The organism is Thioclava sp. SK-1 (genome assembly GCF_001705665.1).
Lineage (GTDB): Bacteria > Pseudomonadota > Alphaproteobacteria > Rhodobacterales > Rhodobacteraceae > Thioclava.
This window is the reverse complement of record NZ_MDHA01000069.1, coordinates 304,058-327,384: the sequence shown is the minus strand read 5'-3', so window position 1 is coordinate 327,384 and position 23,327 is coordinate 304,058. Positions and strand designations below refer to the sequence as shown.

23 protein-coding genes, 1 pseudogene and 2 riboswitches are annotated in these 23,327 nt (G+C 58.1%); of the genes and pseudogenes, 6 read left to right on the top strand and 18 right to left on the bottom strand.

Translation table 11 applies throughout. The annotated features are described in order from the left end of the window. Positions 1 to 719: pseudogene (locus tag BFP70_RS21475) on the bottom strand (chemotaxis protein CheA); the annotation flags it as partial. A gap of 141 nt (positions 720 to 860) precedes the next feature. Here BFP70_RS21475 and BFP70_RS17510 point away from each other — a divergent pair. Continuing rightward, positions 861 to 1,520: a thiamine diphosphokinase gene (locus tag BFP70_RS17510; protein WP_066012954.1), complete on the top strand. Its 660-nt coding sequence runs from the start codon at positions 861 to 863 to the stop codon at positions 1,518 to 1,520. On the opposite strand, the gene BFP70_RS17505 is transcribed toward BFP70_RS17510, so the two are convergent. The 10 genes from BFP70_RS17505 to paoA form a co-directional block, all read right to left on the bottom strand. After that, positions 1,490 to 2,116, bottom strand: a complete 627-nt coding sequence (locus BFP70_RS17505; RefSeq protein ID WP_066012918.1) for a thiamine phosphate synthase — start codon at positions 2,114 to 2,116, stop codon at positions 1,490 to 1,492. The genes BFP70_RS17510 and BFP70_RS17505 overlap by 31 nt on opposite strands. Continuing rightward, positions 2,113 to 2,886, bottom strand: coding sequence for a thiazole synthase (locus BFP70_RS17500; RefSeq protein WP_066012917.1), 774 nt, complete (start codon positions 2,884 to 2,886; stop codon positions 2,113 to 2,115). The genes BFP70_RS17505 and BFP70_RS17500 overlap by 4 nt, the downstream gene beginning before the upstream one ends. 1 nt (position 2,887) lies before the next feature. Then, positions 2,888 to 3,085, bottom strand: coding sequence for a sulfur carrier protein ThiS (thiS, locus tag BFP70_RS17495; protein ID WP_066012916.1), 198 nt, complete (start codon positions 3,083 to 3,085; stop codon positions 2,888 to 2,890). Continuing rightward, positions 3,075 to 4,010 carry an FAD-dependent oxidoreductase gene (locus BFP70_RS17490; protein ID WP_066012915.1) on the bottom strand — a complete coding sequence of 312 codons (936 nt, stop codon included), beginning with the start codon at positions 4,008 to 4,010 and terminating at the stop codon, positions 3,075 to 3,077. The genes thiS and BFP70_RS17490 overlap by 11 nt, the downstream gene beginning before the upstream one ends. Continuing rightward, entirely contained in the window at positions 4,007 to 5,794 is a 1,788-nt protein-coding gene (gene thiC / locus BFP70_RS17485) for a phosphomethylpyrimidine synthase ThiC (protein ID WP_066012914.1), read from the bottom strand. The genes BFP70_RS17490 and thiC overlap by 4 nt, the downstream gene beginning before the upstream one ends. Before the next feature lie 121 nt (positions 5,795 to 5,915). After that, positions 5,916 to 6,036, bottom strand: a riboswitch (TPP riboswitch). A gap of 26 nt (positions 6,037 to 6,062) precedes the next feature. Beyond that, the gene (locus tag BFP70_RS17480; protein WP_066012913.1) at positions 6,063 to 6,611 is read right to left on the bottom strand and encodes an NTP transferase domain-containing protein; all 549 of its coding nucleotides are present in this window, start codon (positions 6,609 to 6,611) and stop codon (positions 6,063 to 6,065) included. Further along, entirely contained in the window at positions 6,611 to 7,489 is an 879-nt protein-coding gene (locus BFP70_RS17475; protein ID WP_176715599.1) for an XdhC family protein, read from the bottom strand. Before BFP70_RS17475 ends, BFP70_RS17480 begins: the two co-directional genes overlap by 1 nt. Before the next feature lie 32 nt (positions 7,490 to 7,521). Then, the gene (gene paoC, locus BFP70_RS17470) at positions 7,522 to 9,714 is read right to left on the bottom strand and encodes an aldehyde oxidoreductase molybdenum-binding subunit PaoC (protein ID WP_066012911.1); all 2,193 of its coding nucleotides are present in this window, start codon (positions 9,712 to 9,714) and stop codon (positions 7,522 to 7,524) included. Positions 9,715 to 9,717: 3 nt separating this feature from the next. After that, a complete protein-coding gene (locus BFP70_RS17465; RefSeq protein ID WP_066012910.1) occupies positions 9,718 to 10,668 on the bottom strand; it encodes a xanthine dehydrogenase family protein subunit M in 951 nt (316 codons plus the stop codon). Continuing rightward, entirely contained in the window at positions 10,665 to 11,225 is a 561-nt protein-coding gene (paoA, locus tag BFP70_RS17460; RefSeq protein WP_066012909.1) for an aldehyde dehydrogenase iron-sulfur subunit PaoA, read from the bottom strand. The genes BFP70_RS17465 and paoA overlap by 4 nt, the downstream gene beginning before the upstream one ends. Positions 11,226 to 11,540: 315 nt before the next feature. Between paoA and BFP70_RS17455 the strand changes: the two genes are divergently transcribed. Beyond that, positions 11,541 to 12,023 carry an Lrp/AsnC family transcriptional regulator gene (locus tag BFP70_RS17455; protein WP_066012908.1) on the top strand — a complete coding sequence of 161 codons (483 nt, stop codon included), beginning with the start codon at positions 11,541 to 11,543 and terminating at the stop codon, positions 12,021 to 12,023. Between the two features lie 105 nt (positions 12,024 to 12,128). Beyond that, positions 12,129 to 13,604 (top strand): NAD-dependent succinate-semialdehyde dehydrogenase, encoded by a 1,476-nt coding sequence (locus BFP70_RS17450; RefSeq protein ID WP_066012907.1) that lies wholly within the window; start codon positions 12,129 to 12,131, stop codon positions 13,602 to 13,604. A 101-nt stretch (positions 13,605 to 13,705) separates the two neighbouring features. Here the strand turns inward: BFP70_RS17450 and BFP70_RS17445 are convergent, their stop codons facing one another. Beyond that, complete coding sequence (locus BFP70_RS17445; protein WP_066012953.1) at positions 13,706 to 14,152, bottom strand: GNAT family N-acetyltransferase; 447 nt, start codon at positions 14,150 to 14,152, stop codon at positions 13,706 to 13,708. Between the two features lie 59 nt (positions 14,153 to 14,211). Next, a complete protein-coding gene (locus tag BFP70_RS17440) occupies positions 14,212 to 14,700 on the bottom strand; it encodes a 6,7-dimethyl-8-ribityllumazine synthase (RefSeq protein WP_066012906.1) in 489 nt (162 codons plus the stop codon). Between the two features lie 70 nt (positions 14,701 to 14,770). Then, positions 14,771 to 14,904: riboswitch (FMN riboswitch) on the bottom strand. 194 nt (positions 14,905 to 15,098) lie between these two features. On the opposite strand from BFP70_RS17440, the gene BFP70_RS17435 reads away from it, so the two are divergent. After that, positions 15,099 to 15,827 carry a SapC family protein gene (locus BFP70_RS17435; RefSeq protein ID WP_066012905.1) on the top strand — a complete coding sequence of 243 codons (729 nt, stop codon included), beginning with the start codon at positions 15,099 to 15,101 and terminating at the stop codon, positions 15,825 to 15,827. A gap of 67 nt (positions 15,828 to 15,894) precedes the next feature. On the opposite strand, the gene BFP70_RS17430 is transcribed toward BFP70_RS17435, so the two are convergent. From BFP70_RS17430 to BFP70_RS17425, 3 genes are all read right to left on the bottom strand, one after another. Then, on the bottom strand, positions 15,895 to 16,542 hold the full coding sequence (locus tag BFP70_RS17430) for a DUF1638 domain-containing protein (protein ID WP_066012904.1): 648 nt from the start codon (positions 16,540 to 16,542) through the stop codon (positions 15,895 to 15,897). Positions 16,543 to 16,548: 6 nt separating this feature from the next. Continuing rightward, a complete protein-coding gene (locus tag BFP70_RS21130) occupies positions 16,549 to 16,707 on the bottom strand; it encodes a hypothetical protein (RefSeq protein WP_176715598.1) in 159 nt (52 codons plus the stop codon). Positions 16,708 to 16,830: 123 nt separating this feature from the next. Beyond that, positions 16,831 to 17,529: a B12-binding domain-containing protein gene (locus BFP70_RS17425; RefSeq protein WP_066012903.1), complete on the bottom strand. Its 699-nt coding sequence runs from the start codon at positions 17,527 to 17,529 to the stop codon at positions 16,831 to 16,833. A 153-nt stretch (positions 17,530 to 17,682) separates the two neighbouring features. Between BFP70_RS17425 and BFP70_RS17420 the strand changes: the two genes are divergently transcribed. After that, a complete protein-coding gene (locus BFP70_RS17420; RefSeq protein ID WP_083217591.1) occupies positions 17,683 to 18,783 on the top strand; it encodes a PA0069 family radical SAM protein in 1,101 nt (366 codons plus the stop codon). Between the two features lie 141 nt (positions 18,784 to 18,924). Here BFP70_RS17420 and bmt read toward each other — a convergent pair whose 3' ends face one another. Next, positions 18,925 to 19,938: a betaine--homocysteine S-methyltransferase gene (gene bmt / locus BFP70_RS17415; protein WP_066012901.1), complete on the bottom strand. Its 1,014-nt coding sequence runs from the start codon at positions 19,936 to 19,938 to the stop codon at positions 18,925 to 18,927. A gap of 94 nt (positions 19,939 to 20,032) precedes the next feature. Beyond that, the gene (locus BFP70_RS17410) at positions 20,033 to 22,165 is read right to left on the bottom strand and encodes a phosphatidylglycerol lysyltransferase domain-containing protein (RefSeq protein ID WP_066012900.1); all 2,133 of its coding nucleotides are present in this window, start codon (positions 22,163 to 22,165) and stop codon (positions 20,033 to 20,035) included. A 385-nt stretch (positions 22,166 to 22,550) separates the two neighbouring features. On the opposite strand from BFP70_RS17410, the gene purC reads away from it, so the two are divergent. Then, on the top strand, positions 22,551 to 23,315 hold the full coding sequence (gene purC, locus BFP70_RS17405) for a phosphoribosylaminoimidazolesuccinocarboxamide synthase (protein WP_066012899.1): 765 nt from the start codon (positions 22,551 to 22,553) through the stop codon (positions 23,313 to 23,315). The last annotated feature ends 12 nt before the right edge of the window (positions 23,316 to 23,327 follow it).

The following is a 23,327-nucleotide window of genomic DNA, read 5'->3' as shown; positions in this document are numbered from 1 at the left end:
TCGGCTTCGGCTTCGGCTTCGGCTTCGGCTTCGGCTTCGATCACGTCGTCCAGTTGATCAAGATCAACAGCGGCGTCTTCTGGATCAAACTCATCTGTTTCAACCGGGCCGGACGCATCGACATTATAGCCAAATGTGCCGCCGGAGGACGCGCTGGGTGTCGAATCCTCGACTGCTTCGGCATGTTGATCTTCGATGAAATCTGCAGTGGGTTCGGGCTGCGCGGCGCGGGCATGGGCCACAGCTTCGCGAATGCGGTGCAGCTTGGCCGCCACGGACTCGTTTTCTACAGGCTGTGGGGGGGCGGCTGTGATGGGCTGCGTAAGCGGAGCGGCAACTGGTGTTGGACGGGTCTGGGCGTCCTGCGGCTGCGACGGGGGCATATCTGCAACCGTATCGGCGGTCGCATCGCGACCATCCACCGGTGCGGCAGGTGCAGGGGCCGCAATGCTGGGCGCGCCATCCGCGACCTGGCGCAAGATCACACCATTGTTTTGGATCTTGGCATCAACACGGCGCTGAATTTCGCGCTCTGCGATTTTATGCAGCATTTCGGCATCGGGCTGCGGGGGCTCCGCGCCGAAATAGCGATCTTCTGACGCGAGATCGCGGAAATATTCCGCAATCGCTTTCATAGTGTTGAACGGCTCGTCGAACCCTTCCAGCGTACAGGAGAAGGTGCCGTAGGACACCGTCAATATCTTGTTCGCGCCAGTCATGGGATGCTCGCTTTCTTCAGACCTCGATTGGGTTCACCATGTTGGCGAACTGGTGCCAATTGGTGAACGAAAAGTGGCATTTGCATGGTATTTTACCGATATCGATTGCAGGTCGTTGCCACAATCGCCAGTAATCATGCCATGAGCGAAGTGATTGTCCATAGAAACGGCGGCGTCGTATTGTTGGGTGGCGGGGCTGTTTGCCCTGCAGATCTCACGCATGCGCTGCAGCTTGCCCCGTGTCTTGTGGCCGCTGATGGCGGCGGAAACAAGGCGATTGAGTATAATTATCAGCCGGTTGCGGTAATAGGGGATATGGATTCCCTTTCGTCCAATGCGCGTGACCAGATCCCGGCAGAGCGGATTCACCGTGTGGCAGAGCAAGACAGCACCGATTTCGGAAAATGCTTGCGATTTGTTCACGCTGATTTCTTTTTGGCGATTGGGTTTACCGGGCGACGGTTGGATCACACGTTGGCGACGCTGTCTTATTTGGCGCAGAATCAGGGGGTGCCGATTCTGTTGATAGGGGAAGAAGACCTTATTTTCAGGGCGCCGCCCCGGTTTTCCATGGCTCTGCCCGTTGGCACGCGGCTGTCATTGTTTCCATTTGGTGCGGTTCAGGGTCGCTCGCAGGGGCTTCGATGGCCAATTGATGGGATTGCTCTTGCGCCCAACGGCCGGGTCGGCACCTCGAATGAGGTGTCCGGCCCGGTGGTCCTGGATTTGGACGGGCCTTGCCTGATCTTGCTGCCAAAATCCTGTTTCGATCAGGCATTGGCCGTGGTGAGGGGCGCATAGCCACGAGTTGCAGCGACCCATTGTGCCGTGCGCACGCCCGGATCGTCGGCCAGCTGAATATCCGTGACGACGGCAGCACAATCCGCGCCGGCAGCAAACAGCCCCGGCAAACGCTGGGGGGTAAGCCCGCCAATCCCCACCAAGGGCGTGTCACGGCAGCGGCGTTTCCAATCGGCAACCCGCTCCAACCCCTGCGGGCCCCAGGGCATCTTTTTCAACAGCGTTGGATAGACCGGACCAAGTGCGACATAGGCGGGATCATGGGACAATGCGCGTTCCAATTCTGCGTCATCATGGGTGGATAGGCCAAAGGAAATGTCTGCGCGGCGCAGGGCGTTGAAATCGGTCCTGTCCATATCCTCTTGGCCCAGATGAACGGCATTGCAGCCCAGCTCCAGCGCCAATTCCCAATAATCATTGACGACCAGCTGCACGTTATGGCGGGCGCACAGGTCCCGGGCCTGAATGATCTGAACGCGTGTGTCGTGTGGTGTGGTGTCCTTAAGCCGCAGCTGCACAAGCCGCACGCCCAGGGGTAAAAGCGGGGCCAGACGATCCACACCGCCAACGATCAGGTAGAACGGGTCAAGTTTCATATGACCTCCGCCGTTTCAAAAATTGGGGTGCCGAAGATAGGGGTGGAAGCCTGCGCCATATCCCGGCGGGGCATTAGCCCGGCACCCGCAGCCAGTTTCCCTGCCGCTACGGCCAGACCGAAAGCACGCGCCATTTCTACCGGGTCCGTCGCGCGGGCCACGGCGGTGTTCAACAGCACGGCGTCAAAGCCCAGCTCCATCGCCTGCGCCGCCTGTGAGGGCGCGCCGATCCCGGCATCAATCACCAAAGGAATATCGGGGAAATGCGCACGCATTCGGCGCAGCCCATCGATATTGTTCAGGCCTTGGCCCGACCCGATCGGCGCGCCCCATGGCATAAGAACTTCACAGCCTGCTTCCAGCAGCTTTTCTCCCAGGATCAGATCCTCTGTCGTATAGGGAAATACCTGAAACCCATCGGCGCACAGAATCCGCGCTGCCTCCAGCAAGGCAAAAGGATCAGGTTGCAGTGTGTCAGCATGGCCAATCACCTCTAGCTTGATCCATTTGGTGTCAAACATCTCTCGGGCCATATGGGCGGTGGTGATCGCGTCGCGCGCAGTGTGGCAGCCTGCAGTATTGGGCAAGATGCGACAGCCGCTTGCGTTTACGAACTGACGAAAATCACCGCCGCCCGCCCCTTCACGGCGCAGCGAAACAGTGATGACTTGTGTGCCGCTGGCGTCTATCGCGTCGCGCAGGATTTTCGGTGACGGGTATTGTGCAGTGCCTAGCATCAGACGGCTGGTTAGATCGGTGCCGTAAAACATGTTAACCGCCCTGCATAGGAGAAAGAACTTCGATCCGGACGCCATCCCGCAATGGGGTGTTTGCCCGCGCGCCACGCGGCACGAATTCTCCATTCAGCGCGGTCGCTACATGGGCGGCGGCAAAGCCCTGCTCTTCAATTAATTCGGCCAGGTCATCCGCGTCGGTGGTCACGGAGGCCCCATTCAATTCAATGCGCATAGGCAGGTCCTTTTTGTAATAACTGCACCAGATCATCGGCCAAAGACGGGGCCATCAAGAACCCGTGGCGATACAATCCGTTCAGGTGGATACGGTCGCCGTCGTGGCGCAGCGCCGGAATGTTATCGGGAAAGGCGGGGCGCAGGCCCGCTCCGGTGGCGATTACCTCAGCCTCGGCAAAGCCTGGATGAACGGTATAGGCGGCCGACAGCAGCTCCATAATGGCGCGGGCGGTGATGCCGCGTGCATCGCCACTTTCGACCATCGTGGCGCCGATCATGTAGCGGCCTTTAGCGCGCGGCACGATATAGCACGGAAAGCGGGGATGTAGCAGGCGAATGGTGCGGGTCAGCGTGACATCTGGGGCGATCACCTCCAGCATTTCGCCGCGTACGGGGCGCAGATCGTGCAATTGGTCACGCGCAGCCAATCCGCGACAATCCACGATCTGGCCGGTGGCACCGTCATTGTGAAAAGGCACGCCATTGGCGATCAACTGGCTGCGCAGCTGGGCCATCGCGTCGCGCGGGTCCATATGCGCCTCCGCCCTGAAAAACAGCCCGCGCGCAAAGCGCCCCTGCAGATCAGGTTCCAGATCACCGGGGATGACGCTGTCATGAGCCTGGGTGGCGCGGGAAAACCGGGTCAGCTCTGACTGATCGCGCGCAGCCGCCAAAACCAAAGTGCCGCGCGTTTCAACGCCGCGCACCCGTTGCGACCACCAATGCACAGCAAGCTGACCGCGTTGGACAATCACCTGTGGTGCGGATTCGCCTTCGCAAAACGGCGCAAGCATGCCCCCCGCATAAGACGATGCCGCGACCGGCGCATCCGGCGGTGCGATTACCTGCACATCAAACCCTGCCTCATGCAGGGATGTGGCGGCGCAAAGCCCCGCCACACCAGATCCCAACACCGAGATCATTCGGCGGGTTCTTCCGACGGAAGATACAGTTGTCCCGCTTCGCGGAATTTCTCAGCCATCTGATCCAAGCCATTTTGTTTGGCAGCTTCGGCGCGGATATCGTGGCTAATCCGCATAGAGCAGAACTTCGGCCCGCACATGGAGCAGAAATGCGCGACCTTATGCGCCTGCGCGGGCATGGTTTCATCATGCATCGACAGCGCGGTTTCTGGATCCAGCGACAGGTTGAACTGATCTTGCCAACGGAATTCAAACCGCGCCCGCGACAGCGCATCATCGCGGATCTGCGCGCCGGGATGCCCTTTGGCCAGATCGGCGGCATGTGCGGCCAGCTTATAGGTGATCACCCCGGTTTTCACATCGTCGCGGTCGGGCAGCCCCAGATGCTCTTTTGGGGTGACATAGCATAGCATGGCGGTGCCAAACCAACCGATCATCGCCGCACCAATGGCGCTTGTGATATGGTCATAGCCCGGCGCGATATCGGTGGTCAGCGGACCAAGCGTGTAAAACGGTGCCTCGTGGCAATGTTTCAGCTGCTCTTCCATATTTGCTTTGATCTTATGCATGGGCACATGGCCGGGGCCTTCGATCATCACCTGACAGTCTTTGGCCCATGCGATCTTGGTCAGCTCTCCAAGGGTGCGCAGCTCTGCAAACTGGGCCTCGTCATTGGCATCGGCAATGGAGCCGGGGCGCAACCCATCGCCAAGGCTGAACGACACATCATAACGGCGGCAGATATCGCAGATTTCGTCGAAATGCTCATACAGAAAGCTTTCGCGGTGGTGATGCAGGCACCATTTGGCCATGATTGATCCGCCACGCGACACGATACCTGTCACCCGTTTGATCGTCATCGGGATCATGTGCAGACGGACGCCGGCATGGATGGTGAAATAATCCACCCCCTGTTCAGCCTGTTCAATCAGCGTGTCACGGTAGATTTCCCATGTTAGATCCTCCGCGATGCCATTCACCTTCTCAAGCGCCTGATACAGGGGCACAGTGCCAATCGGGACAGGCGCATTGCGGATGATCCAGTCGCGAATGTTGTGAATGTTGCGCCCGGTCGACAGGTCCATCACGGTATCGGCACCCCAACGGATCGCCCAGACCATTTTCTCGACCTCCTCCTCCATCGAGGAGGTAACAGCGGAATTTCCGATGTTCGCGTTGATCTTGACCAGGAAATTGCGGCCAATCACCATTGGCTCCAGTTCCTGATGGTTCACATTCGCTGGGATGATGGCACGGCCAGCGGCGATTTCATCGCGGATAAATTCGGGGGTGACGATATCAGGGATTTCAGCCCCCATCGCATCGCCATCACGGGTATAGGCGGCGGTGCGCCCCTCATTTTCACGAATGGCCGCATATTCCATCTCCGGTGTGACAATCCCGGCCTTGGCATAGGCCAGCTGGGTCACGGCACGATCGCCAACCGCGCGCAAAGGGGGGCGTTGATGCGGAAAGGCCGGGGTCAGCCGTTTGCCTTCGGCAAACCCGTTGTCTGCCGCGGTAACGACACGCCCTGCGTAAGGTTCTAGGTCTCCGCGATCTTGTGCCCACGTTCCGCGCACGGTGGGCAGACCATTGGCAATGTCGATCTGTGCCGTGGGGTCGGTATAGGGGCCAGAGCTGTCATAGACTGTCACCGGTTCTTCGTTAGAAACTGCAATTTGGCGCAGCGGCACGCGGATATCATGCAGCGCGCCGGGGATATACAGTTTGGACGACGCAGGCAGCGCCCCAGTGGAAATTTGTGGAACATCTTTGTTCATTCAAGTCTCTCCATACAGAAAGACCCAAGCGAACCGGGTAGCAGACATGGGCCGACCGGCCAAATGCGCTGCGCAAACGGCCAAAGCGGCCCGAAAGGACCGCCCCTATAGCACAGGATACGAAAATGCCCTTCGGTCTTCCTACGCCAGCATCAACTGGGTCAGGTTCAAAGGGTCGCATCACCGGGGTCGCCCCCTATCTGCCTCTCAGTCCCCTAGGCGGGACTCCCCTGACGTAGCGCGAGGATTGCGCATGGCCGCGACGGCGTCAACCCAAATCCATGTCGGCGGGGCGATCAATGTCGCGCAGCTCTTGCGCTGGGGCGGTATATTGGCGGGCGGCGGGAATGGCGCGCAGCAAAGCCCCTGCGCCGCGATCGCCCGTTATATCCGCCAGCGCGGCAAATTGGGATTGTGGAAAAACAGCCGGAGGCAGCGGGATCGCATTAAGCTGAAAACATGCAGCCAGATTTGTCGGGGTGACCATGAGTCGTATCAGCGATGCATGCGTGACAAAGGGCATATCGCCCAGTGTGATCACCATGCGCTGCGCATTGTCATCTGTTGCGCGCGTCACGGCTACGCGCAGGCTGTGTGATTGCGTTACGCCGGGGGCCACAGTCAGCGGTATAAGCCCATGCTCAACGGCCAGTTGCGCAACCGTTGGATCACTGACAACAGCAAAACGTGGCGCGTCGAGTCCTTGGGTGGCGGCGAAAGCATGCGTTACAAGCGGGCGGTTTCGCAACGGGGCCAGCAGCTTATTGTCCGGGCCGAAGCGGCGAGATTGTCCGGCCGCCAATACCACCAGAACCATCAGCCGCGCGCCTTATCCAAAATATCGGCCAAGACGGATACCGCCAAAGCCTGCGGATTGCGCACCGATGGGATCAGACCAAAAGGATGGGCCAGCCGCGCCAGCGCCGCTTGCGGAACCTGTAAATCGCGCAAAGATTGTAGTCGGGTTTCGCGCGCCCGCGCCGACCCTTGTGCGCCGATATAAAATGCTGGGGTTTGCAGAGCGGCCTGCAGCAATTCGGGTTCCCTATCATGATCATGGAAGAACATCGCAACGGCGCAGCGTGCATCGACACGCAGCTGCGCAGGCCACCCCCGTCCCAGCGCATGGGCCCCGGGTACCTGTGCACGCGTTTCATCGTCATGCGAGAACAGCATAACCTGATGGCCTGACGCCCGCGCCATTGCGGCAAATGTAATCGGCTCGGGTCCTTTCCCGAAAACCAGCATCCGTAACGGAGGTAACAGCGTGAGCGCCAGCCCCGGTCCAGCGCGGCCAAGACCAGTCGGGGCGATGGTCAGATTTGTTTCACGCCGATCTTCCAAATCCGCCCGGATTTGCGCCAGCAGCGTGGGATCGGGGTTGGGGATAAGTGTCACTTCCAAACCCCCGCCACAAGGCAATTGCAGATCCATGAACGGCGAGCCTTTGCCATATCGCAGCACAACAGGCCCAGACGCGTTATGCTGCGCCTGCTGGGCGTGATGCACGACATCTTGCTCAATGCAGCCCGATGATAGGCTGCCAAAACATCTGCCATCGGGCGCAATTGCCATTGCCGCGCCAAGGGGGCGATAGGATGCACCCTCAATTGCGGTGATCACGGCCAATACTGCCTGCCCGTTCAACAGACATGGGGCAGACAGAGGCCAGTCGCTTGCGTCCAGACGTGTCATGCTGGCAGTATCGGGCAAGTCGCGCATCACCTTCAGACCTTTGGCAAGCCGGGGAACAGTTTCTCCAGCGTCACAGGATAATCGCGAAGTCGCACGCCGGTCGCGTTATAGGCTGCGTTGGCCACGGCGGCGGCAACGCCACATAAGCCAAGCTCCCCAATTCCTTTTGCCTTCATCGGGGTGGCAACCGGGTCCAGGGTATCCAGAAAGATGACCTCTTGGCTGGGGATATCCATATGCACCGGCACCTCATATCCCGCCAGATCGTGGTTGGCGAAGAAGCCCTGCGTGCGATCCACTGCCATTTCTTCCATCATCGCGGCGCCGACACCCATGACCATCCCGCCGATCACCTGAGAGCGCGCGGTGATTGGGTTCAAAATCCGACCAGAGTCGCAAACAGCCAACATACGGTTCAGGCGGATTTCGCCGGTCAGCGCATGCACACGCAATTCGACAAAATGTGCGCCAAAGGTTGAAACAATGTGGTCATCGCTGCGAAATTTGCCAAATTCGATCTTATCTTCGGCCACCAGTTCTGCGTCGGTGGCGAATGTCCCGATCAACTGTGGTTCGCCCGCCGAATGCACCGCGCCATCGCTGAATGAGAGCTCGGCCTCTGGCATCTGCAGCTTTTGCGCGATCATTTCACGCAGTTTGACGCAGGCGGCATAGACCCCGGCCGTGGAGCTGGGCGCACCAAACTGACCGCCAGACCCCGCCGAACGTGGGAAGTTGCTGTCGCCCAGCCGCACGTCAATCGCGCTGACGGGAAGGCCCATGACCTCAGCCGCGGTTTGCGCGATAATCGTGTAAGATCCTGTCCCGATATCGGTCATATCCGTTTCAACAATCACAGTGCCATTGGCTTGTAATCGCACCCTTGCGCCAGATGTCAGCACCGGCGAGCCGCGATAGGCGCCGGCCATGCCCATACCGATCAGCCAATTGCCGTCGCGCCGGCTTGCGGGGGTTTGGGGGCGATCGTGCCAGCCAAAGGCCCTTGCCCCTTCGGACAGACAGCGGGTAAAATTTCTGTCCGAAAATGTGCGCTTGGGGTTTTCGGGATCCACCTGCGTGTCATTCAGGGCGCGAAAGGCGACCGGGTCCATATCAAGGACTTCGGCCATTTCATCCATCGCAATTTCCAATGCCATAAGGCCCGATGCCTCACCCGGAGCGCGCATTGCATTGGATTCGGGTAAGAACATCTCAACCGGGTGATGTTCGATCAGACGGTTTGCCCCGGCATAAAACTGCCGCGTCTGATCGGTTGCCTGTTCGCCTTGTCCACCAGGTTGCGTGGGCGACATGGCGGTATGCGCGATGGCGGTGATGTGGCCCTGCGCATCCGTGCCGATGCGAATGCGTTGAATGGTTTCCCCACGATGGGTGGTATTATTCATTACGAAGGGGCGTGGCAATGCCAGCTTAACAGGCCGACCCGAAGCCTTGGACGCCAGCGCTGCCAAGACAGCATCCGAGCGTAAGAACAGCTTTGAGCCAAATCCACCGCCAATATATGGGCTGTCGACGCGGATGTTATCCTCTTCCAGACCCAGTGTGACGGCCAACGCCTCGCGGTTCCAGGCAATCATCTGGTTTGACGTCCAGATCGTCAACGCGTCCCCGTCCCAATGCGCCAATGTGGAATGCGGCTCCATCATCGCGTGGCTATGGCCCGGCGTGCGATATTCGCGGTCCAGCGTTTTGGCGGCCGATTGGAAGGCCTGTGCAAAATCACCGGTTGCGGACACAGGCTCAACCGTGCCGCGCTGTTGCCACTGACGTTCCAGATCGAAATCCAGATCTTGTTCGATGTCATACTTTACTGTGATCAGGTTGGCTGCTGCACGGGCCTGTTCAAAGCTGTCGGCCACTACAGCGGCGATGGCCTGATGATAATGCACGACTTTGTCGCCACCAAAGAGCGAGGCGACATTGCGTTCATCCTTGGGCAGCTCATCATATTCCAGTGTGGTGATGATGGTGTGGACACCGGGGGCCGCCTTGGCGTGCTGCGTGTCAATGGACAAGATCCGGCCCTTGGCAATGGTCGCGCCCAGTGGATAGGCCACAAGCTGCCCGTCAATTACGTCGTGACGTTCATACGCGTAAGGTGCCCGGCCGCTGACCTTCAATGGGCCATCGACGCGATGTGTGGCTTTGCCGACAACCGTGGATGTGTCGAAAATTGTTTCGGTGGCGGGGGATGTGAATTTCATAACTTATTCCTCGGCCAGCATCGCGGCGAGCGTGCGCTCAGCCAATTCGATTTTGAAAGCGTTTGCGGCAGTCGGGTTGGCATGTTCCAGCAATGTCGCCATCACTGCCGATGCACCGTTGGGCAATTGGTCATCTGCAGCCTGAAGCCGCCAAGGTTTGGGCGCCACGCCCCCCAGTGCCACCCGGCCACTGCCATCGGGGTGGCGGATCAGGGCCACTGAGATCAGCGCAAAGGCATAGGATGCCCGGTCGCGCAACTTGCGATAGGATTGTGCGCCGCCCACGGGGGCAGGCAAAGATACCGCTGTGATAAATTCCCCCGGTTGCAAAGCGTTTTCGATATGCGGCGTCTGGCCGGGTAATTTGTGAAAGGTTTCAATGGGGATTTCACGGCGGCTTCCATCTGGCAGAATCGTCTCCACCACCGCATCCAGCACCCGCAGGCCAACGGCCATATCAGACGGGTGGGTGGCGATACAGGCGGCGGATGTGCCGATCACGCCCAGCTGCCGTGACACGGCGCCCGGCGTCTGCGCCGCACAGCCCGCACCGGGGGTGCGCTTGTTGCACGCCTGCGCTGTGTCATAGAAATATGGGCAGCGCGTACGTTGTAGCAGATTGCCAGCCGTAGTCGCTTTATTGCGAAGTTGGCCCGAAGCCCCGGCGACCAACGCGCGCGTCAACACGGGATAATCCCGGCGCACCTGCGCATCTGCGGCCAGATCGGTGTTGCGCACCAAGGCCCCAATCCGCAATCCGCCATCTTGGGTTGGCGTGATTGTGTCCAGTCCCAAGCCATTCACATCAATCAGATGTGCGGGCGTTTCGACCTCAATTTTCATCAGATCCAGCAAATTCGTGCCGCCGGCAATAAATTTCGCATCCTTATGCGATGCGGCCAATGCAGCGGCCTGTGCAGGATCACGGGCTTTTTCATAGGTGAATGTTTTCATGCCGACCCCTCCGCAACTTGGGTAATAGCCGCCAAAATATTGGCATATGCCCCGCAGCGGCAGATGTTGCCGGACATACGTTCACGGATCTCGGTTTCGGAAATTGGGATCGTCTCCATCAGGTTTTTGGTGACGTGAGAAGGCACATTTTGACGAATTTCTTCCAATACGGCCTTGGCCGAACAAATCTGTCCCGGCGTGCAATAACCACATTGAAATCCGTCATGTTCGACAAAGGCAGCCTGCATAGGGTCCAGCGCATCTGGCGTGCCAACGCCTTCGATCGTTGTGACGTCATCGCCGTCATGCATCACAGCCAAAGAGAGGCAGGAGTTGATCCGGCGGCCGTTCACGGTGACAGTGCAGGCGCCACATTGGCCGTGATCACATCCTTTCTTTGTCCCGGTCAGGTGCAGACCTTCGCGCAGCGCATCCAACAGTGTGGTGCGATTGTCGACGGTCAGCGTCTGGGCGGTTCCATTGACGGTCAACTGCACGGACGAACAGGGGATATCGGTGTCACTTGGCGGTGCGGTGGAAACGTCGGATGGGCTCATGATATCTTCCTTTGGGGGCTTGCGTCCCACATCGGTGGGGCTGGCAGGGTCTTGGCACGATGGGTGCAACCGCAATTGCATTACAGATAATGATCGCATTGGCCGAAACCATGCCATAATTTCGATAAACGCTATATCTTCATTTCATAACCTGCCGATGAACGGCGATCGGTGCACCCGATATGCGGCTTAGTTTACCTAACACCCCGATATCGAAGCGGTTCCAAAAATCCTGCCTGTTGTCTGTTTGCCGTGGCGGCAGGTTGGGGTGCTTTCACAGGTGCGTCCTGCGTGCAGCCAGTGTAGTGTCATCCCATGATCCAACTTGATGCCAGAGATATTAAAATATTATCCGTGCTCGCCCAAGAGGGGCGCATCACTAAGGCTGCGCTTGCTGAAAAGGTCGGGCTGTCGGCAACGCCTGCATGGGATCGGCTGAAAAAGCTGGAGAATGCGGGGCTGATTGAGGGCTACCGTGCGGAAATATCGCTGAAAAAATTGGGGCCGCATGTCACCGTATTTGTCGCAGCCGAGCTGGCAGACCACCGCGCCGCGACATTCCGGGTGTTTGAAGACGGGCTAAACCACCACCCCGAGATTATCAACGCATGGGCTTTGGGCGGCGGGTTCGATTACCTTTTGCAAATCGTAACCCGTGATATCGACAGCTATCAACGGCTGATCGATTCCATGTTGGATGCTCGTATCGGGATTGCCCGATATTTCACCTATATCGTCACGAAACAGGTGAAAGGCGGTGTTCCGCCCTTTGCACTGCTGGCAGGCCATTTGGACTGAAATCCGCAGCTTTTCAGTCTGCATTCCGTGCAAGCACTGTGTAAAACGGTCTGCATCTTTGCCGGTTATGGCCCAAGCTGGATACAGCAACAAATGAGGCCAGACATGCTTGATACAGCGATCTCCGCAAGGGCGGATATTGAAGACAAACGCTTGCTGCGCAGTTTTTCCTATGTGAACGGGCGGTGGATCAGCGGCGACGGCGATGTCAGTTTTGCGGTGAAAAACCCCGCAGATGGGGCGCGTCTGGGTGATGTGGCCAGCTTGTCCCCGGCACAGGCGACACAGGCTGTCGATGCTGCGCAAACAGCGTTTGATGCGTTTTCGGTGACATTGCCGCAAGAGCGGTCAACATTGCTGCGCCGCTGGTATGATCTGATTGTTGCTGCCAAAGAGGATCTGGCCCGCATTATGGTGCTGGAGCAGGGCAAACCCCTGTCAGAGGCGCGCGGCGAAATCGATTATGCTGCAAGCTTCATTGAGTTTTATGCAGAGGAAGCCAAGCGCCCGAATGTCGAAGGCGTCACATCGCATCTGCATGATGCGGAGGTAGAACTGTGGATGGAACCGGTGGGCGTTGTGGCGCTGATCACACCGTGGAACTTCCCATGTGCGATGCTGACCCGCAAGGCGGCTGCGGCCTTGGCGGCCGGCTGCACTGTGGTCGCGCACCCATCTGCCGAGACGCCGTATTCTGCGCTTGCACTGGCGGAATTGGCAGAGCGCGCGGGCTTTCCGCCTGGTGTGTTCAATGTGATTACCGGGGATGCAGCCACGATCGTAAAACCCTGGACCGAAGATACCCGTATACGTGCGCTGTCCTTCACCGGCTCGACCGAGGTCGGAAAGTTGCTTTATGCGCAATCGGCCTCAACGGTGAAAAAGCTGGTGCTGGAGCTGGGCGGCCATGCGCCGGTGATCGTGTTCAAAGGTGCCGATCTGGACCGCGCGGTGACAGAGGTGATGAAGGCGAAATTTGCGACCTCGGGTCAAGATTGTCTGGGGGCCAACCGGATCTATGTCGAACGGCCGGTCTATGACGCGTTTTGCGAGAAATTCACGGCTGCGACGCAGGCTTTGACGGTTGGGCGGGGGATGGATGATCCCGACATCGGCCCGCTGATGAATGAACGCGCGGTGGCCAAACAAGAAGATCAGGTGGCCGATGCCTTGGCACAGGGGGCGCGGATAACCTGTGGCGGTAATCGGCTGCCCTTTGGGTCACTGTTCTATGCGCCGACTGTGTTGGTGGATGTGCCAGATAGCGCGAAGATTATGCGCGAAGAGACCTTTGGCCCCGTTGCCGCGATCAGCCCGTTTGACAGCGAGGACGAGGTATTCGCCCGGGCCAATGACAGCGAATATGGCCTTGTCGCCTATGTGCATTCCACCAATCCCAAGCGGATTTACCGGGCTACGCGCGCATTACAATATGGGATGGTTGCGGTGAACCGGACCAAAGTCACCGGCGCGCCAATTCCATTTGGAGGGATGAAGCAATCCGGTTTGGGGCGTGAAGGGGCGCGAATGGGGATGCAGGAATTCATGGAGCTGAAATATGTCTGCCGTGATTGGGCCTAAGCGCGACCACCGACAGATTTTGCACATTCCGGCGGCAAAATAACCGCGATATCACGCCAGCGGTTGGGGGCCGAAAGCGGCCCTCAACCAACTTCGCGCCGCTACAGCGGCTTTTCCATATAGACCCGGTTCAGACCTTTTTCAGTGACGCGATGGGTCTCGTGATAGCCAAGCCGCGCATATATCGCGAGATTTTCAACCATGACCTCATTGGTATATAGCCGGATGCGGTCAAAACCCGCGTCGCGTGCCGCATTTTCGGCGTGGCACATCAGCTGTTTGCCATAACCCTTACCTTGTGCGTCGGGCGCAATCGCGACATTGTCCAGCAGCATCGCGTCCTTTTGGGGCAGTAAGACTAAGATCCCACATGCGCCATCATCGTCAAGCACCTCAATTGTGTTGCTGCGAATCAAGGCGGCGTAATCATCCAGCATAGGGCCGGGTTTTTGCCCCATCCGCACGATATATGGCGCATAGGCCGCGTCGATGATCTGCAAGATGCAGGGTAAATCTGCCAAATGCGCGGGTCTGATTTGCGGCGCCATCACATGGTCCATAGGTTAAAAAAGCAAAGGGGGCGCCGCGAAGCGCCCCTACTGTATGATCAGCCGTTGACCACGGCGCCGGGTAGGCTGTGCAGTTGTGCGCTGGGCAATTCAATGTCCAAAACGCCTTTGACCGCGCGCGCGGCCTCCGCCCCTTTGGAAATGAAATGCGTGCGGTAAAAATCCGTCAGCAGCTGTGTCTCTTGATAATTATGCGGGGTTAAAGACACTGAAAACACCGGAACATCGGTCGTCATTTGCGCCTCCATCAGGCCGTTGACCACAGCGGCGGCCACGAAATCATGACGATAGATGCCGCCATCGACCACAAAGGCTGCGGCCACAACAGCATCATATTTTCCTGTCGCGGCAAGTTTCTTCGCCAGCAGGGGCATTTCAAACGCGCCCGGCACGTCATAGGCATCGGTAACACAGCCCGGCATCAGGGTCTCGGCCTCAGCCAAGAATCCATCATGGGCACGATCGACAATATCCGCATGCCAGCGGGCACGGATGAACGCGATGCGGGTGTTGGTAAAATCAGACATTTCGGAACCTTCCGTTGTTGCGTCAGGTCCCAAGGCAAGCCCCTTGAAGCATCACCGAAGTGCTGCTGCAAAAGGTTCTCTTTCATCCGGACTATACCGTCGGCCCCGGAGTTTCACCGGATCTGCTGACCCTTGCCAATAATGGTAAGGCGCTCGCGGGCTGTAACCGCCGGTGGGGAATTTCACCCCGCCCTGAGAACAGCTTTAAAATAGGCGATTTTTGCCAAGGTGCAATATAGGGATTGCGACCGAATTTCGGGTATAGGCGAACAGTTGGGGTGCATTTCTGCGCGATATTGCGTGTGGTGGTGTTCAAACGCTATGGTTTGCACGATTGATGCCACGGGCAAGGCGTGGATCTGCCACGACCCGGCCTGACCAAAAAAGGAATGTTTTTCATGAGCAATTTACCGATGTTTTATAAATCAGTGGTCGCTGTATCGCGGCAAGATCACCTGAATCACCGGATAGCGCCCAGCCGCACACCTTTCAAATTTGCAGCCGGATCGCATTTGATCCCCTGTGTGGTGGATGAGTTCGCCGCGGCGAGCGGGCACTTGCCAATCGTTTTTGCGCCGACGGAAACCGGGTTTGCTTCGGTTTTTCTATGCGGCTCCCATTCGGGTGTGAACCAATATGTGGATGCAGACGGGGGCTGGACCAAGGGCTATTTGCCGGCCTATCTGCGTCGCTATCCGTTTATCTTGGGCGAACAAGCCGATACCAACGCGCTTGTCTGCGTTGATAGTGCGTTCACGGGTCTGGTTGAGGCGGGCGAAGGCCAGCGGCTGTTTGGCGATGATGGCAATCAAACTGCCTTCACCGAAGCGGCGATTAAGCTGATCACAGATTATGCGATCGCCGCCAAGCGGACAGAGGCGGTATTAAAGATGTTGGCGGATATGAAACTGTTCCGCAGCGTGAATATCGAGGCGCGCGATGCCGAAGGGGTGCTGTCGTCCAGCCTGCACGGTTTATGCGTGATCGATGAGAAAGCGCTGAATGAGCTGCCCGATGAGGAATTCTTGAAGCTGCGGACATCTGGCATATTGCCGCTGATCTATGCGCATCTGATGAGCCTTGCAAATATTTCTAAGATCGCTGTGCCTGCCAAAGCGGCGGCTTAAGCTGCGACGGCGAAGCAGGGGCACGGGCGGTTCGCCGCCCGGCTCCGTTAGGGGGGATGAGCGGATGTCAGCCCGCCTGCGCGGCAAGGGCGGGTTCCAGATCGCCATATCCGGTAAAACGCCGCTGATAGGTCAATCCCAACCTCTGTGCGCAGTCGCGCGCTTTGGCATTCAGTTCGGGATCATCCGTTTGCGCCTGATATACCAGCGTTTCATAATGCCCGAAATAGGTTGATAGCAGTTCCGGATAGCGGTCCAGCCCCAGTGGTTTCCAAACGAACGCATCAAATTGGCGCACCAGAAAGTCGGTCAGATAGAAGGCGGTGAACTCATCCTCTGCGTTGCGGGTGAAAGCCTCCACCCCCTCAAAAAACGCATAGCAATGTGGGCCTGCGATCATTTCAACGTCATGGGCGTCGCAGACAGCTTGTAACGCCCCGCCGGTGCCGCAATCAGCATAGACCACAAAAATTTTCGCATAATCGTTTTGGTGCTTGATCAAGGCCGCTTCCACCGCGGCGGGAATTTTTTCCGGACTGTTGTGTAAAATTGCAGGAAGGCAGGTCAAATCTAAATGATTCCAGCCATTGCGCCGCGTCAGGTCCAGTATTTCGCGTGCCAAAGCCCCGCAGGCGATCAGCAGCACGCGGCCAACACCACGCGGCGCCAGGCCTTCATCGGTCAAAGCGGCATCATCGGTTGGAACTTGCAACATCGGTATCTATTCAACGCGGGTAATCATACGCACCAACCCCGCCGCCAGCAGCACAATCATGGCAAGGGCGGGCAATGGGACGCCGACAAACGCAGCTGCCCACAGCGATATAGCCGCGGCGACGATCACGGCAAAGATCAGTAGAAGAAAATGTGGCAAAGGCATCTCTCTCTCCTCTAGCTATAATTATGGGGCGAGAGTTAAAAAAGGAAAAGGCCCCGAAGAAAATTTCAGGGCCCATGCCATCACATCATCGGCATTCTAAACAAAGATGCCGATCAAAGGCACTTATCCACGCAGATTATGTTTGCGTGCAATCATGTCTTTGGCGGTTTGCACAGCCACAGCCGCGTCACGGCAGTAGGCATCGGCGCCAATCGCCTTGCCGAATTCTTCGTTCAGCGGGGCGCCGCCGATCAGCACAAGATAATCATCGCGCTTGCCCTGTTCTTTCAGGGTGTCGATCACGACTTTCATATAGGGCATCGTTGTTGTCAGCAGGGCCGACATACCAATGATATCAGCGCCTTCACGTTCCGCCGCTTCCAGATAGCTGTCGACGGCATTATTGATCCCAAGGTCAACGACCTCAAAGCCCGCGCCCTCCATCATCATTGCGACAAGGTTTTTGCCGATGTCATGGATGTCGCCTTTAACCGTACCGATCACCATTTTGCCCATTTTCGGCGCATCGGTTTCGATCAACAATGGTTTCAAAATCGCCATGCCGCCTTTCATTGCGCCGGCGGCCATCAGCACTTCTGGCACGAACAGGATGCCATCGCGGAAGTCATTGCCAACCACGGTCATGCCGGCGACCAATGCCTTGGTCAAAACGTCATAGGGCTGCCAGCCGCGTTCAAGCAAGATACCGACCGCTTCCGCGATCTCTTCCTTGAGGCCATCATAAAGGTCGTCCATCATCTGCAAGACGAGATCGTCGTCATTCAGTTCAGATAGGATGATTTCGTCGTCTTCGTTGGACATGCACTCTCTCCCGAAAGCGGTTTACACAGGAATGCGGGATAACCTCCCGCGATAATTGCAGTTTTACGACACCAGTAAGGTCTGATGCGACGATTGCACAGTTAATCGTGAAAGTCTCTGGCGGATGTTCTCGTTGTGTTCTATTTTGTGCGCATGAGACAGATGTTGCCCCTTGATCTTCCCCCTGTCGACCCTGCTTTGCGCCTGAAAGCGCGGGGGGCGCATACACGCCCTGCGGGGCGGTTTGAACCCTATGTCACCTTGATCGAGGATGACGGTTGGGACAGCCCGCGTGATGAGGTCAAATTGCGAACCGAAGTGTCGTTGGAGCGCCCGCGCAAGGTGATTACGCGCAATTCCAGCCCGGATGTGCCCTTTGATCGGTCGCTGAACCCCTATCGCGGTTGCGAGCACGGCTGCATTTATTGCTTCGCGCGGCCCAGTCACGGCTATTTGGGGCTGTCTGCAGGGATTGACTTTGAAACCAAGCTGATCGCGCGGCCCGAAGCACCGCAGCGTTTGGCAGCAGAGCTGTCGCGGCCGGGTTATGTGGTTGGACCATTGGCGATTGGCACCAACACCGACCCCTATCAACCAATTGAAACCGAACACAGAATTATGCGTGGCGTGCTTGAGGTTTTGTCGGAATTCAACCATCCCGTTCAAATCACTACGCGCGGGGCGCAGATCCTGCGCGATGTGGACATTTTGTCTGACATGGCCGCGCGCGGATTGGTCAGCGTGGCGGTCAGTGTCACGACATTGGATGCCGATTTGGCGCGTAAGATGGAACCACGCGCGCCCGCGCCGCAAACCCGGCTGAAGATTATCCGTGAGCTGTCGCGTGCGGGCATTCCCTTGCGCGTCATGGCCGCGCCGATGATCCCCGGATTGACCGACCATGAATTGGAGGCGATCTTGACTGAGGCACGCCGGGCTGGGGCTAAAGCTGCTGCCATGCTGCTGATCCGATTGCCACATGAGGTTGCGCCGCTGTTCGCCGATTGGCTGACACGCGAAATGCCATTGCGCGCCGATAAAGTGCTGGGCGCGATTGCTGATATGCGCGGCGGTAAGCTGAACGACCCGGAATTTGGCGCCCGTATGACGGGAGAGGGGACGATGGCCGATTTGTTGGCACAGCGGTTCCGGGTTAGCTGTCGCAGGCTTGGGCTGACTGATCATCTGCCTGTGCTGGATTGCACCCGTTTTGCCATTCCCCCACGACCGGGCGATCAGCTTTCGCTGTTCTAAGCCGGAGGAGGGGTCGTGGCGGGTCATTGGAATATCCTTGGCTGTGCGGGGCGCATCATTGTGTGCGGGCGAACGTGATCGAAATGGTTGGCCCATTCTACTGGGCAACCATTTCGATCACTACGGTTCTGGCGTGGCAGGTTATGTGCGGCGACGGCCGCGACGTTCGCGTTTTGCTGATCCGCCTTCGCCCAGACCATCATCATCCGAGGAAAAGCCACCCAGACGCGCCGAGATTTGCTCCAATGTCGGGCGCTCCCCACGCGGGCGGGTTTCCAACGCTTCTCGCATCGCGCGCAAATGCTCTGCCATCGTGCCACAGCAGCCGCCAATGATGGTTGCGCCGCAATCACGGGCCATGACAGCATAATCTGCCATCAGCTCTGGCGTGCCATCATAGTGGATATGGCCGTCGACATATTTTGGAATCCCGGCATTGCCCTTTGCAATGATCGGACGTTCCGTGCCAGCCGCCGAAAAACCCAGCGCTGTGCGCAGCAGATCCGAAGCGCCAACGCCACAATTTGCACCAAAGGCGATCGGCGGGTGATCCAGTTTCTCCACCATTGCGGCCATAGCGGCAGAGGTCACGCCCATCATGGTGCGCCCTGCCGTGTCAAAGCTCATGGTGCCGCACCATGGCATATTCGCCAAACGTGCAGCTTCGGCTGCGGCTTTATATTCCTCGGGGGCGGAAATTGTTTCGACCCAAAGAATATCCGCGCCGCCCGCCTTTAGCCCTTCGGCCTGCTCATGGAACATCTCAACGGCGATGGCGTGGGTCATGGTGCCCATCGGTTCAAAGATATCACCGGTTGGCCCGGCAGAGCCTGCGACAACCACGGTGCGCCCGGCCTTATCTGCGACGTTCCGGCCCAGCTCTGCCGCGGCTTTGTTCAGCTCGTGCACGCGGTCTTGTGCGTCATGCAGTTTTAGCCGCGACGCGTTGCCGCCAAAGCTGTTGGTCAGAAAAATGTCAGACCCTGCATCAACCGCCAGCGAATACAGCGTGGTGATTTTCTGCGGCTCGTCAATGTTCCATAATTCCGGCGCATCGCCAGAGCTGAGGCCCATGTTGAACAGGTTTGTCCCTGTGGCGCCATCGGTCATCAGCCAGTCACGGGTTTCCAGCAAGCGGCTAAGCGCATTCGTCATGGGGCAGGCCTTTCACGTCATCATCTATGGCAGCAAGAACTGCGTTTGTCGTCCCCTGTGCCACCTTTGGACCAATTTGGCAAATTCCTTCTGCTCATGTTGAACTTGAGGCGGGTTGATCTCCGGCCATTGTTGTCAATGGGGCTGGCCGTCGGATCGTGCGGGCAATATCAGCGGCGGCGAGCGCCAAGGCTGAGCGGGTCGGTGCGGCGATATATAATGTGCTTAGCTGCGGGTCGAAGCCCATTTTGAATTGGCGCAGCCCCGCCGCGCCGGCCTCTTTTTCCGCGCGTCGCCATACGCGGGCGGCGGGGCCGTTCACATCTTCAGCGCGCGGAGGCAACGCCGCCAAGGATAGGCGCGGACACTCGTCTTGGGCAGCGGCTTCAATGGCGGCGGTGATCAAAGCATGCACTGTGCCATCGGGCGCATCATGTGCAGTGCGCATCAAATCCAGCGCCCATTCATGCCGATTGGCGTGGAAAGAGGCAAAGCCAACCAGACGCCCGTCTATATGGGCCAAGATGACTTCATGTTCTTCGATATAATCATGCGCAAACCGGCCCATCGAAAAACCGCGTTCACCGCCGCGCATGTTGGCCCAGTCTTGTGCCACAGCCTGCATCTCGGGTAGCGGCATATCGGTGTTGGTATGGGTTGTTGTCAGCCCCTGCTTTTTGGCCTTACGCAGTTTGCGGCGCAGGCCGGACCGGGTCGGGGTGTCTAGTGTAAACTGGGCCGGGCGAAGCCAGCATTCCACAGCGACCGGTGCGACCTGCCATCCCAGCGTGCGGGCCGTGGCGGCGGTGCGCCCGGTGATTTTATACAGGCACGCCAGACGTCCTTGTTCATGTGCGTGGCGCCGCAAGGTTCGTAGCATTTCGTCAGCGTGAAACCGGCCGAACGGGTCGCGCAGGCCGACCAGAACCTGTTGTGTGCGGCCGACCATCCAGCCGCCACACATATCCTGCTCTAAGAGGATCGAATGTTCGCCCTGACGCAGCAGCCCGACCTCGGCCTGACGGGCTTCGCCAACCAATTGGGCGATGCGCGGTGTCAGCTCGGTCGCGGGGGGGATCAGGCGGCTGCGTTCCAAAATAGGGCGCTCTGGGGCACCCAGTGCCACAACCCCCATCGCCAACGCGGCTGGCGCACCGTAATACAATACGCGCCACGCCAGAACGGCCGCTAACAGCGGGGCCTGTTCGGCACCGGGCAGCAGCATAAGAAGCGTCACCTCGAACGGTCCGATGCCTCCTGGCGTGCCCGACACGAACCCAGCCCCAAGTGCAAGAAGAAAGGCCGGGTAAAGCGCGACCAGCGGATGGACCGTGCCTTCAGGCATCAAAATATACAGGGCGGCAGCGGCAAAAATGGTGTCAAGCAGCGCCAACCACAGAACTTTTCCCATAACGGGCAGTGTGGGCAGGCTTAACCGCCATTTGCCAATCTGCCAGCCCGGCTTCCACAGGGCCAGCATGGCCAGCGTCCCGCCTGCGGCCAACCCAACAAGCGCCAGCCCCTGAACCGCAAATACGGGCAATCCGGGCAGCTGCACGGGCGCAAGCAACAAGACCGATGCCGTTAAAACCGCCCAACCGGCCAAGAATGTTGCAGCGACGGTGGCGGTTAGTTTTGACGCTTCAATCAGCGAAAAGCCTGGCAACATGCGCCAACGCACCAATGCACCTGACACCAGCCCGAACCCAACGGTTTGCGAGATGGCAATGGCCACCCAGCCAGCGCGCTTGGCCTGCGCGTCTTGTTGGTTGGTGCCCATCGCGCGGTGGATAAGCGCATCGTAATTCGCAAGCGCAGCAAAAGAGGCCCAACAGGCCAGCGCCGCACCGATCCATTGCAAGGCAGAGACCTGTTGAAAAGCAACGAAAATCGCATCCACGTCCAGCGCGGCAATCCGTTCACGCAACAGCCACGCAAATCCCAATAGCAGGGCAATTGCCAATCCTTGTCGACGCAGGGCTTTGGCCCAGCCAGGCAAAGAGGTAGAGAGGGCCGTGTCTGCCGCAATCTCATGTGCGCTTGGCTCTGGCGCCAATGAGGCATCTAGTGCCGAGCCGCGGCGATGCGACAGCGGGGCTAGTGCGACAGCAGGGGTCTGAACCTGCGCGGCGTATTCGCGGGCGCGGTGGGCGGCGCGCGCGCCACGGTTCGTGCGTGCAGTCGCAGATCCGAATGGTCCGCGATAGTTGTTTTTGTGATCGCCCATACACGTCACCCCTTGATCATCCCAATGTCGGAATACGCCTTTGGGGGTTCACATCCGCTTAACGGGCATGCAACTTATGCGTGATTTATTTTCGATATTGGCCCGCGAGACACTGTGCGAATCTGTATTATGTAGACGCGGAAGCTGTTTCCAATATGATTGGCGCAGCGGCGTAGAGAATGGTGCATACGCGACCAAAAGGGCGTTCATAGCGCGGTTGCGGCGATGTGAGGGCCCTATGGATGGTGAAATAGCCGCGATAGCCACTGCTTTGCCTTGCGAGAGCGGCGTCCTTGTCCTATAGCGGCGCAAACGGGCGTTGTGCCCGGCACCGGTCGGAACGCCGTTTATCGGCGCCGCCGACCCTGATCCGAACGGAGAGCAAATGGCACCCCGGCGCAAAAAGATTTACGAAGGCAAAGCGAAAGTCCTGTATGAAGGTCCCGAGCCGGGAACTCTGGTTCAGTATTTCAAGGATGATGCTACCGCGTTCAACGCCCAGAAAAAGGACGTGATCGAAGGTAAAGGCGTGCTGAACAATCGCCTGTCTGAATTCTTTATGACCGGGCTGACCAATGTGGGCGTGCCGAACCACTTCATCAAACGTCTGAACATGCGTGAGCAGCTGATCCGTCAGGTCGAAATCGTGCCGCTGGAAGTGATCGTGCGCAATTTCGCGGCAGGTTCGATGGCGAAACGTCTGGGTATGGAAGAAGGCACGCCTTTGCCGCGCCCAATCGTTGAATATAGCTATAAGAATGATGATCTGGGCGACCCGTTGGTCCCTGAAGAATATATCATCGCCTTCGGCTGGGCCACGCAGCAAGATTTGGACGATATTGTTGCGCTGGCGTTGCGGGTCAATGATTTCCTGGCTGGGATCTTCTATGGCGTCGGCATCAAGCTCGTTGATTTCAAAATTGAGATCGGACGTGTTTGGGATGGCGATTTCATGCGTTTGATCGTTGCCGATGAAATCAGCCCGGATAGCTGCCGTTTGTGGGATGTGAAAACGGGTCAAAAGCTCGACAAAGACGTGTTCCGCCGTGATCTGGGTAATTTGGCGGATGCCTATACCGAAGTGGCGCGACGGCTTGGCGTCTTGCCGACCAATAACACGACCAATATCAAGCCCACGCTGATCAACTGAAAGGGGTCTGAC

Bases quoted from the DNA above. Each gene is read 5' to 3' on its own strand.
- BFP70_RS17510 (WP_066012954.1), top strand. From the start codon at position 861: ATGAGCGAAGTGATTGTCCATAGAAACGGCGGCGTCGTATTGTTGGGT.
- BFP70_RS17505 (WP_066012918.1), bottom strand. From the start codon at position 2,116: ATGAAACTTGACCCGTTCTACCTGATCGTTGGCGGTGTGGATCGTCTG.
- BFP70_RS17500 (WP_066012917.1), bottom strand. From the start codon at position 2,886: ATGTTTTACGGCACCGATCTAACCAGCCGTCTGATGCTAGGCACTGCA.
- thiS (WP_066012916.1), bottom strand. From the start codon at position 3,085: ATGCGCATTGAATTGAATGGGGCCTCCGTGACCACCGACGCGGATGAC.
- BFP70_RS17490 (WP_066012915.1), bottom strand. From the start codon at position 4,010: ATGATCTCGGTGTTGGGATCTGGTGTGGCGGGGCTTTGCGCCGCCACA.
- thiC (WP_066012914.1), bottom strand. From the start codon at position 5,794: ATGAACAAAGATGTTCCACAAATTTCCACTGGGGCGCTGCCTGCGTCG.
- BFP70_RS17480 (WP_066012913.1), bottom strand. From the start codon at position 6,611: ATGGTTCTGGTGGTATTGGCGGCCGGACAATCTCGCCGCTTCGGCCCG.
- BFP70_RS17475 (WP_176715599.1), bottom strand. From the start codon at position 7,489: ATGACACGTCTGGACGCAAGCGACTGGCCTCTGTCTGCCCCATGTCTG.
- paoC (WP_066012911.1), bottom strand. From the start codon at position 9,714: ATGAAATTCACATCCCCCGCCACCGAAACAATTTTCGACACATCCACG.
- BFP70_RS17465 (WP_066012910.1), bottom strand. From the start codon at position 10,668: ATGAAAACATTCACCTATGAAAAAGCCCGTGATCCTGCACAGGCCGCT.
- paoA (WP_066012909.1), bottom strand. From the start codon at position 11,225: ATGAGCCCATCCGACGTTTCCACCGCACCGCCAAGTGACACCGATATC.
- BFP70_RS17455 (WP_066012908.1), top strand. From the start codon at position 11,541: ATGATCCAACTTGATGCCAGAGATATTAAAATATTATCCGTGCTCGCC.
- BFP70_RS17450 (WP_066012907.1), top strand. From the start codon at position 12,129: ATGCTTGATACAGCGATCTCCGCAAGGGCGGATATTGAAGACAAACGC.
- BFP70_RS17445 (WP_066012953.1), bottom strand. From the start codon at position 14,152: ATGGCGCCGCAAATCAGACCCGCGCATTTGGCAGATTTACCCTGCATC.
- BFP70_RS17440 (WP_066012906.1), bottom strand. From the start codon at position 14,700: ATGTCTGATTTTACCAACACCCGCATCGCGTTCATCCGTGCCCGCTGG.
- BFP70_RS17435 (WP_066012905.1), top strand. From the start codon at position 15,099: ATGAGCAATTTACCGATGTTTTATAAATCAGTGGTCGCTGTATCGCGG.
- BFP70_RS17430 (WP_066012904.1), bottom strand. From the start codon at position 16,542: ATGTTGCAAGTTCCAACCGATGATGCCGCTTTGACCGATGAAGGCCTG.
- BFP70_RS21130 (WP_176715598.1), bottom strand. From the start codon at position 16,707: ATGCCTTTGCCACATTTTCTTCTACTGATCTTTGCCGTGATCGTCGCC.
- BFP70_RS17425 (WP_066012903.1), bottom strand. From the start codon at position 17,529: ATGTCCAACGAAGACGACGAAATCATCCTATCTGAACTGAATGACGAC.
- BFP70_RS17420 (WP_083217591.1), top strand. From the start codon at position 17,683: ATGAGACAGATGTTGCCCCTTGATCTTCCCCCTGTCGACCCTGCTTTG.
- bmt (WP_066012901.1), bottom strand. From the start codon at position 19,938: ATGACGAATGCGCTTAGCCGCTTGCTGGAAACCCGTGACTGGCTGATG.
- BFP70_RS17410 (WP_066012900.1), bottom strand. From the start codon at position 22,165: ATGGGCGATCACAAAAACAACTATCGCGGACCATTCGGATCTGCGACT.
- purC (WP_066012899.1), top strand. From the start codon at position 22,551: ATGGCACCCCGGCGCAAAAAGATTTACGAAGGCAAAGCGAAAGTCCTG.